The following is a 16,237-nucleotide window of genomic DNA, read 5'->3' on the forward strand; positions in this document are numbered from 1 at the left end:
ACCCGCGTATGGGCCCTGCGGGGGCCGGCGCGGGTGAGGGCTTCGGGGCCGTGAGTGACGCGGCACCCAGGTTCGGTGACACACACGCCGTGCCGCACAGGAGGGTGAGTGCTGCGACAGCGCCCGACACGAGGCTCCGATGGCCCGAACGCGCTCGGTGGCGCAGGCTGATCGCCTGGGCTGTCAGGTGAGATGGCATGGAAGCCTCCCTCGAACGCGCGGTTCACCTTCAAGGCTCCGCTCGCTCACGACCGGCGGACATGGCCCAGGAGGGCGGCCCTCGCGGTCGCATCGGGATGACCGTGCCTGAGCACCACGAGTCCGACGTTGGCCGGCACGCTCAGTGGACGATGCCCAGCCCGTCGACGTAGATCCGCTTGGTGCTGACGCTGCGAACGGCGACGGTCCCGTAGCGGGTCCTCGTCTGCAGGGGCAGCCAGATCACCTGGCGGACCTTCGTGGTCGACGAGTACAGGCTCACCCGGCCGACCTTCACCCCCGCGTGGTAGACGTCGACGGTGCCGCAGGTGGGGCAGGTCGTGGCGACGAGGGCGAGGCGTCGGGCGCTGACACCGGTCCGGGTCAGCTGCGCTCCGCTCCTCACCGTGGTGCTGTAGGTCGAGAACAGGTAGTTCGTGTGCTTCCCGCGGGTCCACCCCGTCGAGGCGCTGAGGTTCCCGTCGTCCAGGGGCATCGAGGTGCACCGCTCCGCGCTCCAGCCGCCGAGGTTGCCGGCGCGGTCCCGGGCACGCACCGAGAAGCAGTACTGGTAGCCCTTGCTCAGCGTGAGCGGCAACGTCCGGACGGTGAGCTTCTGCCAGGAGGTGGGGTACTGGTAGGCGCCGAAGCCGGAGGACGGCGCAGCAGTCCGGGTGCGGACGTCATAGTTCGCGAGGCCGGAACCCCCGCTGTCGGCTGCGACCCACGAGAGCGTCATCGGCGTGGCCGTCTGGACGAGCGCAGGAGCATTGAGCGTGGCGGTGGGTGCTGCGGCGTCGACGACCCAGCTCTTCGTGACCACCGCAGACTGCTTGCCGCTGGCATCGGTCACCTGGGCACTCACCGTGTGCGTGCCGGCGGCAAGTCCGGTGAGCGCCACTGTCGGGCCGCAGGCGGTCCATGCCCCCGCGTCGACACGGCACTGTCGGCGCAGCGACCCCACGAAGTCGTCACCGTCCGCTGCCCCGATGGCCAGCGTGGCGTTGCGGCTGGTGTGGCTGCCCACGGTGACGCTCGTGGTCGGGGCCAGGCGGTCACCCACCGACCACTTGAGGTCGATCCACCCGAGAGTGCTCGAGGAGAGCTGCTCGGCGCCCGATCCGTCGGCGGCCGCGGTCCAGAGCGTCGCCTCCCAGTCACTGGTGTAGCGCGCGAACGCCACGCGGGTGCCGGTGTGGTTGAACGTGGCCTGCCGGTTGTCGCCGACGGGGAGTGCGAGGCGGCGCGCCCCCGAGCCGTCGAGGTTCATCAGCGTCGTGGTGCGCGGCCCGTGCGTCACCGACTTGTCGTCACGGCTCTCGACGACAAGCAGTCCCTGGGTCGTGACGGTGAAGTCGTCGATCCACTCGGTGCCGGGCACCGGCGTGATCCGGCCGTCGGCGAGGGCCACCCGCTCGAGCCGGCCGAAGCCCTCCATGCTGTGGACGACAACCTCACCGTTGCCAGCAGTCGCGGCGAGCTGCGCGCGCCGCGGCAGGTTGGCGACCTTGCGGAGACCGGAGCCGTCGACGTCGACGACCCACAGGCTGCGCAGCTCCTCGGACCATCCACGCAGGAAGGCGATCCGGCCGTCGGGGAGCCACACCGCCTCACGAGTCGTGTCGGCGTCGCCGGTGCCCGCGATCCCCGGCACAGTGACGCACTGCTCCGTCGCCACGGGACAGACGCTCACGTCGCCGCGGGCAGCGGTCACCCACCGCGTGCGGGATGGGTCGAGGTCGACGCGCTCGAGACCGAGCTTGCGCGGCGGCAAGGGTGATGCCGGTGACGTTCCCGCATCGGTGGTCTGGACGGCGACGGCGTCGCCGTACCAGTCGTTGCCGACCACCTCGCTCGCGACGGAGGGGACGTCCACCGTGACATCCGGGGACTCCGCGTAGCGACCGTTGATCGCCACGACGGCAAGGGTCCGCGGGCCAGTGCCGGGGACCAGGACCGACGTCACCGACGGAGCCGTCGTGGTCAGGAGGGTGCGTCCCCCGCCGGTGACGTCGTAGACCCGGTAGCCGGTGACGGTCGACGTGCCCGAGGGCTGCCACGAGACGGTGGCCGAGAGCCGGCCCGGTGCGGCGGTCACGGCCGTGGGCGGCAGCACGGGGGCATAGCCCTCGAGCGAGATCGGCACGACCAAGGTCTGCTCGGCGTCGCCCCCGACGAGCAGGTGCTCGTTGACCCACCACGTCGGGGCCGTGGCGGAGACGGCGAGAGTGCACGTCTCGCCCGTCCGGAGCGTGCGCCCGGTGCAGGCGTTGGCCTCCGGGACGACGGTGAACCGTGGGGACCAGCTGTTGGTCGACGCCGTCCCGGCGGCACCGACGGTCCAGGGCTTGGTGCCCGAGTTGGACAGGGTGATCTCGTGGGTGACCACCGTGCCGGCGAGGGCGCCGCTGGAGAAGCGCGCGGGCTCGGCACGCGGGGTCGCGAGGACCCGATTCGGGTCGGGGTCGCCGATGCGGACCTGGGCGCTGGCGTAGTAGCCGCCGCCGTACACCTGGCACGATCCGGTCACGTCGGCGGTGAGCGCAGCCACCTGCCCGGTGGACGTCGCCTCGGCGCGGTGGACCGTCAGCGTCCCGGCGGTGAACGTGCACTCCTTGCCGTCGCGGGTCAGCTTCACGAGCTGCTCGGGTTCGGTCTGGGAGATGCCGAGCGACCACGAGCCGATGCGCGCTGGCCAGGCCATCGTCATCGTGCCGGTGGAGTCCAGGGTCTGGTCGGCGACCGTCACGGTGACCGTACGGGCGGCCGAGTCCACGAGGGTCGTCGGGCTCCCGGCGACCGGACCTGCCGTGAACCGCTTGTAGCCACCGGCCTGGGCGCTCGGCGCCACCCGGTCACCGATGACGGCGTAGTCCGTCTCGGCAGCGGCGTCCACGGTGGCCGCCGCGCCCGACGCGCCTGCCCCGCCCGCCCCGGCAGCCACGGCCGAAGGTGCTGCAGTGCCTGCGCCACCCATCCACGCCAGTGCCGCGACGACCACCCATGAGACTGCGCGCACGCCTCGCACCATCCACCCCTGCTGTCATGCCTGGGTGCACGATGCCCCCGATCCGGCGCACAGCCTACGGTCGGCCCGGGCCCCGCGCAGCGGGAATGCGCAACCGCGCCAGATCGACGACACCCACGACTTCGACACCCCCGCCCCCGAACTAGCGTGGACGGATGCCCGAGCCGACCGCACTGTTCGCCCTTCCCGGGCTAGGTCTCGGTGCGGAGGCGTGGCAGCCGACGCTGGAGCACCTCGGTGACCGGCCGGCATACGTGCACCTGAGTCCGGGGTACGGACGGCCGGCCAGTGGGCGGGAGGAGCTCGATCCGAGGCGCTTGGCCGAGGGCGCCCTCGCTGCGCTCCCACCCGGCGCCGGCGACGTCGTGGTCCTGGGTCACTCCGCCGGCTGCCAGATCGCCGCACACCTGACCACGCTCGCCCCGGACCGGGTCCGCGCGCTGGTGCTCATCGGCCCGTCCACCGACCCCCGGGCCGCGACCTGGCCCCGTCTGGTCAGAAGGTGGGTGGCGACCGCCGTGCACGAGCCGCCGCGGCAGTTCCCGGTGCTCGCGCGGCAGTACCTCCGTACGACGTTCCGGACGATGCTCCACGGCATGGACGTGGTTCGGCGCGACGCGATCCTCACGACCTTGGGCGACGTCCACGTGCCGGTCCTCGTCGTCCGCGGGGCGCACGACCACATCGCACCGGCCGACTGGGTGGCGGAGGTCTCTCGGCGTGGCGGTGCGGGCAGCCGACACGTCACGTTGTCCAAGGGTGCGCACATGGTCCCGCTGACTCATGGTCCGTTGGTCGCTGAGGTGGTCGCTCCGTTCCTCGCCGAGCTCGACTGACGCGGTGGCTCAGTCCCCGGACTCGGCAGCCAACAGCTCGCGCACCCGCGGTGCGACCTCCTCCCCGAACAGCCGGATCGACGACATCCGCAGCTCGTGCGGCAGCCGCCCGTTGGAGTACTTGAACTGGAACCTCGTCGCCCCGAGCGTGCGACACGTCGCCACGATCTTGCGCGCCACCGTGTCCGGCGAGCCGCAGTACGCCGCACCCTCCGGGCCGACCTGGGCCCGCGCCGCCTCCTCGGTCATCGGCGCCCACCCGCGCTCGCGCCCGAGCTTGCGCATCTGCTCGATGAAGTGCGGCAGGTACTCCTCGACCGCCTGCTCGTCGGTTGGCGCAACATGTCCCGGCGAGTGCACACCGACCGGCAGGCCGGCATACCCGTATTCGGCACACGCCCGCCGATATTGGTCCGCGAGGGGTGCGAACTGCGCAGCCGACCCACCGATGATCGCGATGACGACGGGGAAGCCGTACTGCGCGGCCCGCACCACCGACGCCGGCGTCCCGCCCACGCCGACCCACGTGCGCAGCGCACCCGACTCGGTCGGCGGCATCACCGGACCCGTCCGGACAGGCGGCCGCACGGTCCCCGACCACTCGAAAGCCCTCTCCTGCAACACCTTTGCGAGCAGGTCGAGCTTCTCGCTGAACAGCACCTCGTAGTCGTCGAGCGACAACCCGAACAGCGGGAACGACTCGATGAACGACCCGCGTCCGACGCAGATCTCGGCACGCCCGCCCGACAGTGCGTCCACGGTCGAGAAGCGCTGGAACACCCGGATCGGGTCGTCCGACGACAGCACCGTCACCGACGTGCCGAGCCGGATCCGCGAGGTCGTCGTCGCGAGGCCGGCCAGGAGCGTGTCCGGCGCCGAGATCGCGTAGTCCGGCCGGTGGTGCTCGCCCACCCCGAAGAAGTCCAGGCCCAGCGAGTCGGCGAGCTGCCCCTCGGCGAGCACCTCGCGGATGACGACGGCGGCCGGCAGCGGCTCGCCGTCCGGCCCGAGCGCGATGTCACCGAAGGTGTCGAGTCCCAGCTCCAGAGCCGTGTCCGTCATGCGATCGAGACTAGCGAGCGAGTCCGGCGCGGTAGGCGACGACGACGGCCTGGAGCCGGTCGCGGACACCAATCTTGTCGAGCACCCGGGCGACGTGCGTCTTCACCGTCCCCTCACCGATGTAGAGGGCCGCGGCGATCTCGGCGTTCGACGCACCCTCGGCGAGGAGCAGCAGCACCTCCCGCTCACGCGGCGTGAGAGCGTCGATCGTCTCGGGCACGGCGGGCCGGCGCACCGAGGCCAGCTCGTGGGCGATCCGCCGGGCGACCACCGGCGACAGGACGGCGTCACCCGCCGCCGCCGCGCGGATCGCCGCGACGAGCTGGTCGGCCGGCGCGTCCTTGAGGAGGAACCCGCTCGCCCCCTCGGCCAGCGCGGTCCGGACGTTCTCGTCGGTGTCGAACGTCGTGAGCACGACGACCCGGGCCGCATCGCCCGCAGCCGTGAGCGCCCGGAGCGTCCCGAGCCCGTCGAGCACCGGCATTCGCAGGTCGAGCAGGACGACGTCGGGCTCGGTCGCCGCGACGACCTCGAGCGCCTCCGCCCCGTCCGCGGCCTCCCCGACGACCTCGATCCCGTCCTCGGACCCCAGGATGAGCCGCAGGCCGCCGCGCGCCAGCGCCTCGTCGTCGACGAGCACCACGCGGACGCTCACGGGCCCGCCACCCTCGCCGCCCCACCCGCGCCGTCCACGCCGTCCACCGGGAACCGCGCCGTCACCTCGAAGCCGCCCCCGTCCCGCGGCCCCGCGACGAGCGTGCCGCCGTAGAGCGCCGTCCTCTCGCGCATCCCGATGAGCCCCCGCCCCGCCTCGGTCCCTGCACGCTCAACCCCGTCCCCCGCGTCCGGCATCCCTCGCCCCGTGTCGACCACCGACACCGTCAGCGTCTCCCCCCGACGCGACACCGCGACCCGGGCGGTCGCCGGCCCCGCGTGCCGCAGCGAGTTCGTCAGTGCCTCCTGGACGATCCGGTATGCCGTGAGGTCCAGTCCCGCAGGCAGCGCCCGGTCCGCGCCCCGCCCGTCCGCGCCTTGCCCGTCTGGGCCACGCAGGTATGCGCCCCGCGCGTCCGCCGCCAGCTCCACCGACAGGTCGACCGGCAACCCCGCGGCACGCACCCGAGCCACCAACGCCTCGAGGTTCTCGAGCCCTGCCGAACCCCCGGCGTCGTCAGGTGCCTCGCCCATGATGCCGAGCAGCCGGCGCAGCTCAGCCATCCCGTCACGCCCCAGGCCCTCGATCGCGCCGAGCGACGACCGAGCCGCGACCGGTTCGGAGTCGAGCACCCGCTGCCCGGCCTGCGCCTGGAGCACGATGACGGACAGGCTGTGCCCGACGAGGTCGTGCAGCTCCCGCGCGATGAGCGCCCGCTCGTGGGCGACGGCTGCACGGGTCGCCTCCTCACGGTCCGCCTCGGCGGCCAAGGCCCGCTCGTGCAGCCGAGCCTGGTCCGCGCGACGCGTCGACACCCACCGCCCCAACCCGTACACCGCGCCGACGATGAGCCACCCCGGCAGCACCTCGTCGAGGGGCGCGTCGTCCCGCAGTCGCGGCAGGTCCACGGCCAGCGTGAGTGCAGCAACCGCCGCCATTCCCACCGCGCGAGCAGCCGCACCGGCGCGGTCCGCCAGGACGTACACCGCCACGAGCGTCGCGAACCACGCCTGCCCCAACGACCCTCCCAGCCAGTAGTCGAGACCCGCGCCCGCGAAGACGAGCAGCCCCGCCGGCAGCGGCCACCGGTCGGCCACGGCCAGCGGCAGGGTGAGGAGCGCGGCGATCGCGGTCTCGGCCACCCGCCCACCGGCGAGCTCCGGATCCGACGTCCAGACCTCCGCTGCGCACCAGGCGAACAGCCCGAGGGACAGCAGGGGCAGCACGCCGCGGAACCCCCGCCGCCGCGCTACCCACCGGGGCGCCGCGGACGCGCCCGCCATGGCGCCGCCGCTCATGCCACCGAGAGTACGACCGCGCGCACCTCCCCACGTCTGCCTTGAGGCAGACCCGGCCGCTCCGTCATGAGGGTGACGACCCGGCATACGGGCCGCTCCTAGCGTCGAAGGACAGCAATCCCGACCCGAGGAGTCAGTCATGAACCCGTTCCCCCGAGCCGTCATCGGATCGCTCCTGCTCGCGGTGCCCGTCGGTGCCGAAGCGGTGCTCGACGAGCCGTTCGACAACCTGGCCGGCGACGTCCTGTTCGTCATCACCCAGCTGCTCGGCTGGGCCCTCCTGCTCACCGTGGCTCGACGGGTCCGCCGGCTGTCGACGTGGGGCGCGCGACTCCTCGTCGCCGGCTGCGCGTTCCAGCTCGTCTTCTCACTCGCGTATGTCGTCAGCCTGCTGTCCGAGGGAGAGGTCGCAGACTGGGCGTTCCTGCCGTTTCTGCTCGGGTTCGTCTGCCTCGCCGTCGGGTCCGGTGTCACCGTGCGCTCGTCCCGTCGTGTCCGTGAGGCCCGCCTCGCGACCCGGGGTGCGGCCCTCGTCGGTGGACTCGGGCTCGCCGCAGTGGTTGTGGGCACCGACCCCTGGCACGACATCGCCCTCATCGGCAGCTACCTATCGTGGCAGCTGCTCGCCGCCGACCGGCACCTCCACTCCTCACCGAGTCGGGTCCACAGGCACTCTCCGCTTCTCGCTCATCGCGACGGTGGTGACCGGGTTCGTCCCTGACTGCCCGCTGGGCTCACCCCTTGGGGTTCACGATGAGCGCAAAGCGCACACCTCGCTGCCACCACGTCATGGCCGTGTGGGCCTTGCCCAGCGCGGTGGGGTTCACGAGCCGCGCCTTGAGCCCCGCTTCCATGGTCTTCGTCGAGCCAGGAGTCGATACGGATCGAGTGGCACTCCAGCACTGACTCGAATCGACACCGATGCCCAAGGCCTGGGTCATCAACGTCTGTGTGTCGACCGGATCCGTCGGCATCTTCATCTCCGCCGCCGTCCTCCCCATCTGGAAACCCGACAGCGTGCACGTCGCGAGCGCGGAACCCGCAGTGTTTCTCCGCCGCAAGGCGCCATCGGCGATCCCCTCGCCCCAGGACTCGAGCTCATCGGCTCCGATGTCATGGGTCAGCCAGGCGATGTTGACTTCGGAGTCCAACTTCCAGGAGACGCTCGTTGGTCTGGCAAAGATGACTACCTGATCGTCAGGTGCAAACACGGTGCGACCTGGCAGGTCCCGCGACAACGGGCTTTGAGCGAGCGCACCGCGGTAGGAGGTCCCGCGTAGCGAGCCATGGGTGCGTTCGGGTGTCTTGGTGATCATCGGCGACGTGATGACCCAGACCGCCTCGGAGTCGTTGCGCAGCCAGAGCTTGGTGCCGTCGGTCGTGCACGCCTGGATGCTCTGGAGGTACTCCACCTCTTCGTCGAGATGCGTGACGACGGTCAGCCCTGTCCACTCCTGCGGGCACTTGTCGTCCGGCGTCCTGTAGCTGCCCACGGGCATGGGAGTCGCCGTGGGCGTGCGTGTGACTGACGTCGGCGTGGGGAGAGGCTCGAATGTCTGCCCATCGTCGTCAGCCGCGTCCCCTGGCGCCGAACCACAGCCGGCCAGCACCAAAGCAGTCACGAGCGAAATGCCGCAGGCGCGCCCTGAACGCATGTCGTCCCCCTCGCCACGTCGAGTGCAGACCCCAGCCCTCACCAGGGCTGTCGACATGTTCTCGCTGCTCGTCGACCGGCGGCACCACCCGTAGTGACTCCCCGACAACCGCCCAACTGGAGCCCGTGAGGAGCGTGTGGCCCAGATGTGGCTCGGCGGCAAGCCGCGCGACGTGCTTCCTTGGGTCCTATGGTCGAGTGATGGACGAGATCCTCAGCACCCACCCGAAGAAGGACACGTTCGGCCTCGAGCTGCTCCGCGCGGCCATCGACGCGGCCAACCGCTGCGCCAGCACGTGCGCCACCTGCTCGGACGCCTGCCTCCACGGCGAGGACGCCGGCTCCATGACGCGCTGCATCGACCTCGACAACCAGTGCGCCGCGATCTGCCGCACGACCGCGGACATCCTGTCCCGTCCCGGACCCAACGGCGACAGCTGGCGGGCGATCGTCGAGGCCTGCATCGCCGTCTGCACGGAGTGTGCCGACGAGTGCGCGCAGCACGCCGACCACCACGACCACTGCCGGATCTGCGCCGAGGCCTGCCGCGCCTGTGCCGACGCCTGCCGCGCCCTGCTCGACGCCGCCAACTGACCCAGCCGCCTCCCAGCACCGCGTCGTAGGGTCGCAGCCATGCCCCTGCGCCCCGCTGCCAAGCTGCTCGACTCCGCGCTCGACCGCACCGTCGTGCCCGGCTTCTCCAAGATCGGGTATGCCGTGCGCCGGCGCCTCCCGACGTGGCCGGCCGACCCGGCGCCCGGGTCGCTCGACGGCAAGCACGTCGTCGTCACGGGCGCGACGTCCGGCCTGGGCACCGCCACGGCGCACCAGCTGAGCGCCCTGGGCGCACACGTGCACCTCGTCGTCCGCAACGCCGACAAGGCGGCCGAGGTCGCCGCCGAGCTGCCCGGTCCCTCGACCACGTGGACCTGCGACCTCGGCGACCTCGACAGCGTCCGTGCCTGCGCCGCAGCGATGCTCGCCGACGCCCCGCCACTCGACGCGATCGTCCACAACGCCGGCGCCATGCCCGCGGAGCGCACCGAGTCGCCGCAGGGCCACGAGCTCTCGATGTCGATCCACGTCCTCGGCCCGGTGCTGCTCACCGACCTGCTCCTGCCCAAGCTGGAGGGACGCGAGGCTCGGGTCGTCCTCGTCACCTCGGGCGGCATGTATGCCCAGGCGCTGCCCGTCGACGACCCCGACTACGAACTCGGGGACTACGCGCCGCCCACGGCATACGCGCGGAGCAAGCGCACCCAGGTCGAGTTCCTCTCACTCCTGACGGTCCGCTGGGCCAAGGCGGGCGTGGCGGTCTACGTCATGCACCCCGGGTGGGCGGCCACCCCCGGAGTCACCGAGTCGCTGCCGACGTTCGAGAAGGTCATGGGGCCGGTCCTGCGCGACGCCGACCAGGGCGCCGACACGACGACCTGGCTCGTCGCTGCCCAGCCCCGACCGCGTGGCGGGGGGCTCTGGATGGACCGGCGTGAGCGTCCGACGACGTTCTTCGGACGGAACGCCCCGACCTCGGACGAGCGGCGCCGGATGTGGGAGTGGGTCGCGGACGCCGCCGACCTCACGCCCTGACCCGGAGCTGACGTGGAGCAGGCGCACTGGGAGCGGCACGTCCTCGACGTGGCGGCCCGGCATCCGCACCTCGCGGCCGAGCTCGACGACCACGGGCTGCCCGAGCGTTGGTCGCGGCCGCCGGGCTTCCCGAGCCTGGTGCTCCTCATCCTCGAGCAGCAGGTCTCGCTCGCGTCGGCGGCTGCCTGCTTCGCCCGGGTCCGTGCCCGAGCGGGAGCGATGACGCCGGCCGCCCTGCTCGCGACGACGCCGGAGCAGCTGCGCGAGGACGGCGTCTCGCGCCAGAAGGACCGCTACCTGCGGGCGCTCGCGACCGCGGTCGAGACCGGCGAGCTCGACCTCGATGCGCTGGCCACGCTCCCCGACGCCGTCGTCGCCGAGCAGCTCACCGCCCTGCCGGGGATCGGCCGCTGGACCGCCGAGGCCTACCTCCTCGCCTGCCTCGACCGGCCCGACGTCTGGCCGGTCGGCGACCGCGCCCTCCAGGTGGCCGTGGCCGAGCGCCTCGGGCTGGCCGACGTTCCGGTCGGTGCCGCGCTCGAGGCACTCGGCGAGCAGTGGCGCCCGCACCGGTCGACCGCGGCGCGGCTGCTCTGGCACGGCTACCTCGCGCGGCGTGGCCGGCGGGAAACGGTCGTCGACCTCGCTCCGTGACCTGTCCCGGTGTCCGTGGCCGGGCGTAGCGTCGACACATGGACACCACGGCAGCAGCACCGAAGGCCGACCGTCCCGAGTTCCCTGACGGCTACGGCATTCCCGAGACGACCAAGGGCCTGCTCACGTGGGCCGACGTCGAGCCCCGGCTCGAGAAGTCACTGCACTACTGGATCAGCAGCGTCCGACCGGACGGCACACCCCACTCCGTCCCGCGCTGGGGAGTCTGGCTGGACGGCCGGTTCTGGTACGACGGGGCGCCGACGACCCGGCACACCCGCAACGTCGAGCTCAACCCCGCCGTCACCCTCACCCTCGAGAGCGGCACCCAGGTCGTCATCGTCGAGGGTGAGTCCGTTGCGACCCGCGCCGATGCCGACGGCTTCGGCGTCGAGCTCTCCACCGCCTTCCGCAAGTACGCCGACAGTGCTTACGCGCCCGGCCCCGACTCCTGGTCCGGCGAGGACGGGGGAGGCCTGCGCGTCATCACGCCCCGCCGGGCGATGGCGTGGTTCGCCTTCCCCAAGGACTGCACCCGCTTCACCTTCTGACAATCGCGCCGTCCACAGTCCCCTGGGGACAAGCTGGGGACACGAGCACGGAACGTGTGCACAACCGCACTGAATCGGTGGACAGGCTGTGCACGACGAAAGTTCTTCGAGAAGTTTGGTCAAACCCCTTGTGGCACAAGGCAACTGAGGCGTAGACATCTCCTACGCACTCCCCTCGGGGAGAGCGGGACAGCTCGGAGACGAGGGTCCGCACGGCGGGTTCGCTCGCCGCGAGAGCCAGGTGACGGGGCGCTCGGGACCGGAGTGGAAGAGCAGTCGATCGGGATCGTCACATCGACCGGTCACCCAGAAGGGCCCTTGGAACTCATACTTCCAAGGGCCCTTCGCCCGTCCCCTGGACTTTGCCTTCTGTTTTCTTGACACATTCAAGAAAAGGGAGCAGGGTGGCGGTCGTGTCCATGGATGTCGAGCAGCTGCTCCGTGGGGCGAACCTCCGGGTGACCCGCCCCCGCGTCGCCGTCCTCCACGCCCTGCACGACAGCCCGCACGCCGACACCGGGACGGTCATCGAGGCGGTGCGCGGACGGCATACCTCGGTCTCCCACCAGGCGGTCTACGACTGCCTCCACGCGCTCACCGACGCGGGCCTCGTCCGCCGCATCCAGCCGACCGGCTCGGTCGCGCGCTACGAGCTGAGCCTGGACGACAACCATCACCACGCCGTATGCCGTGTGTGCGGCTCGATCACCGATGTCGCCTGTGCGACCGGCGAGGCTCCGTGCCTGCACGCCGCCGACCCCAAGGGCTTCGCCGTCGACGAGGCCGAGGTCATCTACTGGGGCCTGTGCCCGAACTGCCAAGAACCCACCGCAACACAGAATGAGAAGGGACGCCGATGACCATCCACGACAACATGCCGGATGACGCAGAAGTCAAGGAGATGAACCAGGAGGCGCCGACCACCCCGGACGGCGTCACCACCCCTGAGGGCGAGGAGCCGAGCGGCTGCCCCGTCATGCACGGCGCCGCGGCGCACCCGACCCAGGGTGACGCGAACCGTGTGTGGTGGCCGAACCGCCTCAACCTCAAGATCCTCGCCAAGAACCAGCCGGTGACCAACCCGCTCGGTGCCGACTTCGACTACGCGGCGGCCTTCGAGGCGCTCGACCTCGCCGCGGTCAAGAGCGACATCGCCGACGTGCTCACGACCTCGCAGGACTGGTGGCCCGCCGACTTCGGCCACTACGGCCCGTTCATGATCCGCATGGCGTGGCACAGCGCCGGCACCTACCGCGTCCAGGACGGCCGCGGCGGCGGTGGCACCGGTCAGCAGCGCTTCGCGCCGCTCAACTCCTGGCCCGACAACGGCAACCTCGACAAGGCCCGCCGCCTGCTCTGGCCGGTCAAGAAGAAGTACGGCAAGTCGCTCTCCTGGGCCGACCTCATGATCCTCGCCGGCAACGTCTCGCTCGAGACGATGGGCTTCGAGACCTTCGGCTTCGCCGGTGGTCGCGTCGACGCCTGGGAGCCCGACGACGACGTCTACTGGGGCCCCGAGACCGAGTGGCTGGGCGACAAGCGCTACCAGGGTGACCGCAAGCTCGACAACCCGCTCGCCGCCGTCCAGATGGGCCTGATCTACGTCAACCCCGAGGGCCCCAACGCCAACCCCGACCCGCTGCTGTCGGCCATCGACATCCGCGACACGTTCGGGCGCATGGCCATGGACGACGAGGAGACCGTCGCCCTCATCGCCGGTGGCCACACCTTCGGCAAGACCCACGGTGCCGGCGACCCCGGCGCGTTCGTCGGTCCCGAGCCCGAGGCCGCATCACTCGAGGAGCAGGGGCTGGGCTGGAAGCAGACCTATGGGTCCGGCAAGGGCGCCGACGCCATCACCTCCGGCCTCGAGGTCACGTGGACCCCGACACCGACGCAGTGGGGCAACGGCTTCTTCGACATGCTCTTCGGCCACGAGTGGGAGCTCTCGCAGTCGCCCGCCGGCGCCTCGCAGTGGGTCGCCAAGGACGCCGAGGCGATCATCCCGGCACCCGACGAGGGTGGCGCCAAGCGTCTGCCCACGATGCTCACGACCGACCTCGCGCTGCGCTTCGACCCGATCTACGGGCCGATCTCCAAGCGGTTCCACGAGAACCCGGCCGAGTTCGCCGACGCGTTCGCCCGTGCCTGGTACAAGCTGACCCACCGCGACATGGGCCCGGTCGACCGCTACCTCGGCCCCGAGGTGCCGCAGGAGGAGCTGCTCTGGCAGGACCCGATCCCGGCCAACTCGCTGGGGACCTCGGCGGATGACATCGCTGCCGCCAAGGCCGCGATCGCCGACTCCGGTCTCTCGGTCAGCCAGCTCGTCAAGACGGCCTGGGCCGCCGCTGCATCGCACCGGACCAGTGACAAGCGTGGTGGCGCCAACGGTGGTCGCATCCGCCTCGAGCCGCAGCGCTCGTGGGCGGTCAACGACCCGGCCGAGCTCGGTGACGTCATCGCGAAGCTCGAGGGGGTCGCGTCGGCGCACAACGTCTCGTTCGCCGACGCCGTCGTCCTCGCCGGCAACGTCGGTGTCGAGCAGGCCGCTCGCGCCGCCGGTGTCGAGGTCGAGGTGCCGTTCACCCCGGGCCGCGGCGACGCGACCCAGGAGCAGACCGACGTCGAGTCGTTCGCCTGGCTCGAGCCGGACGCCGACGGGTTCCGCAACTTCGAGAAGCGCGACAACCGCCTCCCGGCGGAGTACTCGCTCGTCGACCGCGCGAACCTGCTCAGCCTCTCGGCGCCCGAGCTCACCGTGCTCGTCGGCGGTCTGCGTGCGCTCGGCGCCAACGCCGGTGGCTCGACGCACGGTGTCCTCACCGACCGCGTCGGCACCCTGAGCAACGACTTCTTCGTCAACCTGCTCGACCTGGGGACGACGTGGACGCCGGCGGACGACGACACCTACACCGGTCGCGGCGCGAACGGCCAGGAGTGGACGGGCACGCGGGCCGACCTCGTGTTCGGCTCGAACTCCGAGCTGCGCGCCGTCGCCGAGGCGTACGCCTCCGACGACGCCGGTGAGAAGTTCGTGCACGACTTCGTCGCCGCGTGGGCCAAGGTCATGGACCTCGACCGCTACGACCTCAAGAAGTAGTCACTGCGACTGATTGCCCCATCGGGACCCACCACGGACGCCGCACGTTCGCTGGAACGCTCCCGATGGGGCAATCAGTCGTCCAGGGGTGTGTATGCCGGCCGCCCCAGGCGTTGTGCACCCCTCCCCGCACGGAGCAGACTGGTTCCGAGGTGAGCAGGATGGTCGTCACCCTCGGCATGGTCGCGCTGGTGATGTTCTGCGCCGTGACGGCGGTGGTCGTCGCCGTCCGGGAGCGCCCGACGAAGGAGCCGGTGCCTCCCGTGCTCCTCGCCCTCGAGCTGGCCCGGCTGGCCGAGCACGTGGTGGAGGTCGAGGAGGGCAACCAGCCGTGGAAGGCCGAACGCCTTGCCGCCAGCACCCTGGCCTACGACCTGGCGTTGCGGGACTACTGCCGCAGTGTCGACCTCCCCGTGCCGGAGGGGCGCGGCTCGTTGTCCCGAAGCGAGCGGTTCGAGATGGAGTCGGCGCTGCTCCTCCACGGCCACGACTGGTAGCCCACCCCGGCGACTTATTGCCCGTTCCAATGCCTCCCAGCAGAGGTGCGAGACCGCGGACCGCGCTGGAACGGGCAATACGTCGCGCTGACCTGCGACGATGGCGCCCATGACCCGACTGCGCACCGTCTCCCCGCAGGACCGCGGCTGGACCCGGCGCCGCGCCGGCAAGGGCTTCACCTACCTCGACCACGAGGGCAAGCGCCTCCCGCAGGACGAGGTCGAGCGGATCCGCTCCCTGGCCATCCCGCCCGCGTGGGAGGACGTGTGGATCTGCTCGGTCCCCAACGGGCACATCCAGGCCGTCGGCACCGACGACGCCGGCCGGCGGCAGTACCTCTACCACCCGGACTGGCGGGTCAAGCGCGACCAGATGAAGTTCGACCGCATCCTCGAGGCAGCCGCCCATCTGCCGGCCGCGCGCCGCCGCGTGGGCCGTGATCTCAAACGCGACGGTATGCCGCTCGAGCGCGCCTGCGCTGTCGCCGTCCGCCTGCTCGACCTCGGCTACTTCCGGATCGGCAACGACGTCTACACCGACGCCAACGGCTCGTTCGGCCTCACCACCCTCGAGCGCCAGCACGTCCGGAAGGTCGGCGAGGGCCTGCAGTTCGAGTTCGAGGGCAAGAGCGGCATCGACCAGCAGGTGACGATCCGCGACAAGGACGTCGCGGTGGCGATCGGCGAGATGCGCCGTCGGCGCACGAAGTCCAAGCGGGTGCTCGCCTACCAGGCCGACTCGGGCTGGCGTGACCTCGAGGCACCCGACGTCAACGCCTACCTGCACGACCTCGTCGACGCCGAGCTCACCGCCAAGGACTTCCGCACCTGGCATGCCACCGTCCACGCGGCCGTGGCGCTCGCGTCCTCACCCGAGCCGGGCGACACCCAGGCGTCCCGCAAGCGTGCCGTCAAGGAGGCCGTCGAGCAGGTCTCGGACTACCTCGGCAACACCCCCACGATCGCCAAGAACTCCTACGTCGACCCCCGCGTCATCGACCGCTACGACCGTGGCGAGACCATCACCGTGCCGAAGTCGTCGGGGCGGAACCCGATGAAGCGGCAGGAGGGCATCGAGAAGGAGGTCCGCGCGCTCCTCGGCTGAGGCGCG

The 16,237-nt window shown here is 71.4% G+C and carries 15 protein-coding genes; 10 read left to right on the forward strand and 5 right to left on the reverse strand.

Going from position 1 to position 16,237, the window contains the following annotated elements:
* Positions 1–340 precede the first annotated feature (340 nt).
* Positions 341–3,217, reverse strand: a complete 2,877-nt coding sequence (locus tag LL946_RS08035) for a hypothetical protein (RefSeq protein ID WP_404386512.1) — start codon at positions 3,215–3,217, stop codon at positions 341–343.
* A 164-nt stretch (positions 3,218–3,381) separates the two neighbouring features.
* Here LL946_RS08035 and LL946_RS08040 point away from each other — a divergent pair, with 164 nt between their 5' ends.
* On the forward strand, positions 3,382–4,062 hold the full coding sequence (locus LL946_RS08040) for an alpha/beta fold hydrolase (protein ID WP_404386513.1): 681 nt from the start codon (positions 3,382–3,384) through the stop codon (positions 4,060–4,062).
* 9 nt (positions 4,063–4,071) lie between these two features.
* On the opposite strand, the gene LL946_RS08045 is transcribed toward LL946_RS08040, so the two are convergent.
* From LL946_RS08045 to LL946_RS08055, 3 genes are read right to left on the reverse strand one after another with little or no spacing between them, the layout of a single operon-like run.
* Positions 4,072–5,124, reverse strand: a complete 1,053-nt coding sequence (locus LL946_RS08045; RefSeq protein WP_404386514.1) for an LLM class flavin-dependent oxidoreductase — start codon at positions 5,122–5,124, stop codon at positions 4,072–4,074.
* A 10-nt stretch (positions 5,125–5,134) separates the two neighbouring features.
* On the reverse strand, positions 5,135–5,779 hold the full coding sequence (locus LL946_RS08050) for a response regulator (protein ID WP_404386515.1): 645 nt from the start codon (positions 5,777–5,779) through the stop codon (positions 5,135–5,137).
* A complete protein-coding gene (locus LL946_RS08055) occupies positions 5,776–7,077 on the reverse strand; it encodes a sensor histidine kinase (RefSeq protein ID WP_404386516.1) in 1,302 nt (433 codons plus the stop codon). The genes LL946_RS08050 and LL946_RS08055 overlap by 4 nt, the downstream gene beginning before the upstream one ends.
* Positions 7,078–7,216: 139 nt before the next feature.
* Between LL946_RS08055 and LL946_RS08060 the strand changes: the two genes are divergently transcribed.
* The gene (locus tag LL946_RS08060; protein ID WP_404386517.1) at positions 7,217–7,798 is read left to right on the forward strand and encodes a hypothetical protein; all 582 of its coding nucleotides are present in this window, start codon (positions 7,217–7,219) and stop codon (positions 7,796–7,798) included.
* 13 nt (positions 7,799–7,811) lie between these two features.
* Here LL946_RS08060 and LL946_RS08065 read toward each other — a convergent pair whose 3' ends face one another.
* The gene (locus LL946_RS08065; RefSeq protein ID WP_404386518.1) at positions 7,812–8,732 is read right to left on the reverse strand and encodes a hypothetical protein; all 921 of its coding nucleotides are present in this window, start codon (positions 8,730–8,732) and stop codon (positions 7,812–7,814) included.
* A 200-nt stretch (positions 8,733–8,932) separates the two neighbouring features.
* Here LL946_RS08065 and LL946_RS08070 point away from each other — a divergent pair, with 200 nt between their 5' ends.
* The 8 genes from LL946_RS08070 to LL946_RS08105 all read left to right on the forward strand — a co-directional run bounded on the left by LL946_RS08070 (position 8,933) and on the right by LL946_RS08105 (position 16,231).
* Positions 8,933–9,325 (forward strand): four-helix bundle copper-binding protein, encoded by a 393-nt coding sequence (locus LL946_RS08070; RefSeq protein ID WP_404386519.1) that lies wholly within the window; start codon positions 8,933–8,935, stop codon positions 9,323–9,325.
* A gap of 39 nt (positions 9,326–9,364) precedes the next feature.
* Complete coding sequence (locus LL946_RS08075; RefSeq protein WP_404386520.1) at positions 9,365–10,321, forward strand: SDR family NAD(P)-dependent oxidoreductase; 957 nt, start codon at positions 9,365–9,367, stop codon at positions 10,319–10,321.
* Positions 10,322–10,333: 12 nt separating this feature from the next.
* Entirely contained in the window at positions 10,334–10,975 is a 642-nt protein-coding gene (locus LL946_RS08080) for a DNA-3-methyladenine glycosylase family protein (protein WP_404386521.1), read from the forward strand.
* A 38-nt stretch (positions 10,976–11,013) separates the two neighbouring features.
* Positions 11,014–11,526, forward strand: coding sequence for a pyridoxamine 5'-phosphate oxidase family protein (locus tag LL946_RS08085; RefSeq protein ID WP_404386522.1), 513 nt, complete (start codon positions 11,014–11,016; stop codon positions 11,524–11,526).
* A gap of 419 nt (positions 11,527–11,945) precedes the next feature.
* Positions 11,946–12,386: a Fur family transcriptional regulator gene (locus LL946_RS08090; RefSeq protein ID WP_404386829.1), complete on the forward strand. Its 441-nt coding sequence runs from the start codon at positions 11,946–11,948 to the stop codon at positions 12,384–12,386.
* A 41-nt stretch (positions 12,387–12,427) separates the two neighbouring features.
* Complete coding sequence (katG, locus tag LL946_RS08095; protein ID WP_404386831.1) at positions 12,428–14,629, forward strand: catalase/peroxidase HPI; 2,202 nt, start codon at positions 12,428–12,430, stop codon at positions 14,627–14,629.
* 161 nt (positions 14,630–14,790) lie between these two features.
* Positions 14,791–15,126, forward strand: a complete 336-nt coding sequence (locus LL946_RS08100) for a hypothetical protein (protein WP_404386523.1) — start codon at positions 14,791–14,793, stop codon at positions 15,124–15,126.
* Positions 15,127–15,235: 109 nt separating this feature from the next.
* The gene (locus LL946_RS08105; RefSeq protein WP_404386524.1) at positions 15,236–16,231 is read left to right on the forward strand and encodes a DNA topoisomerase IB; all 996 of its coding nucleotides are present in this window, start codon (positions 15,236–15,238) and stop codon (positions 16,229–16,231) included.
* Positions 16,232–16,237: the final 6 nt, after the last annotated feature.

Source organism: Knoellia locipacati (assembly GCF_044791685.1).
Lineage (GTDB): Bacteria > Actinomycetota > Actinomycetes > Actinomycetales > Dermatophilaceae > Knoellia > Knoellia locipacati_A.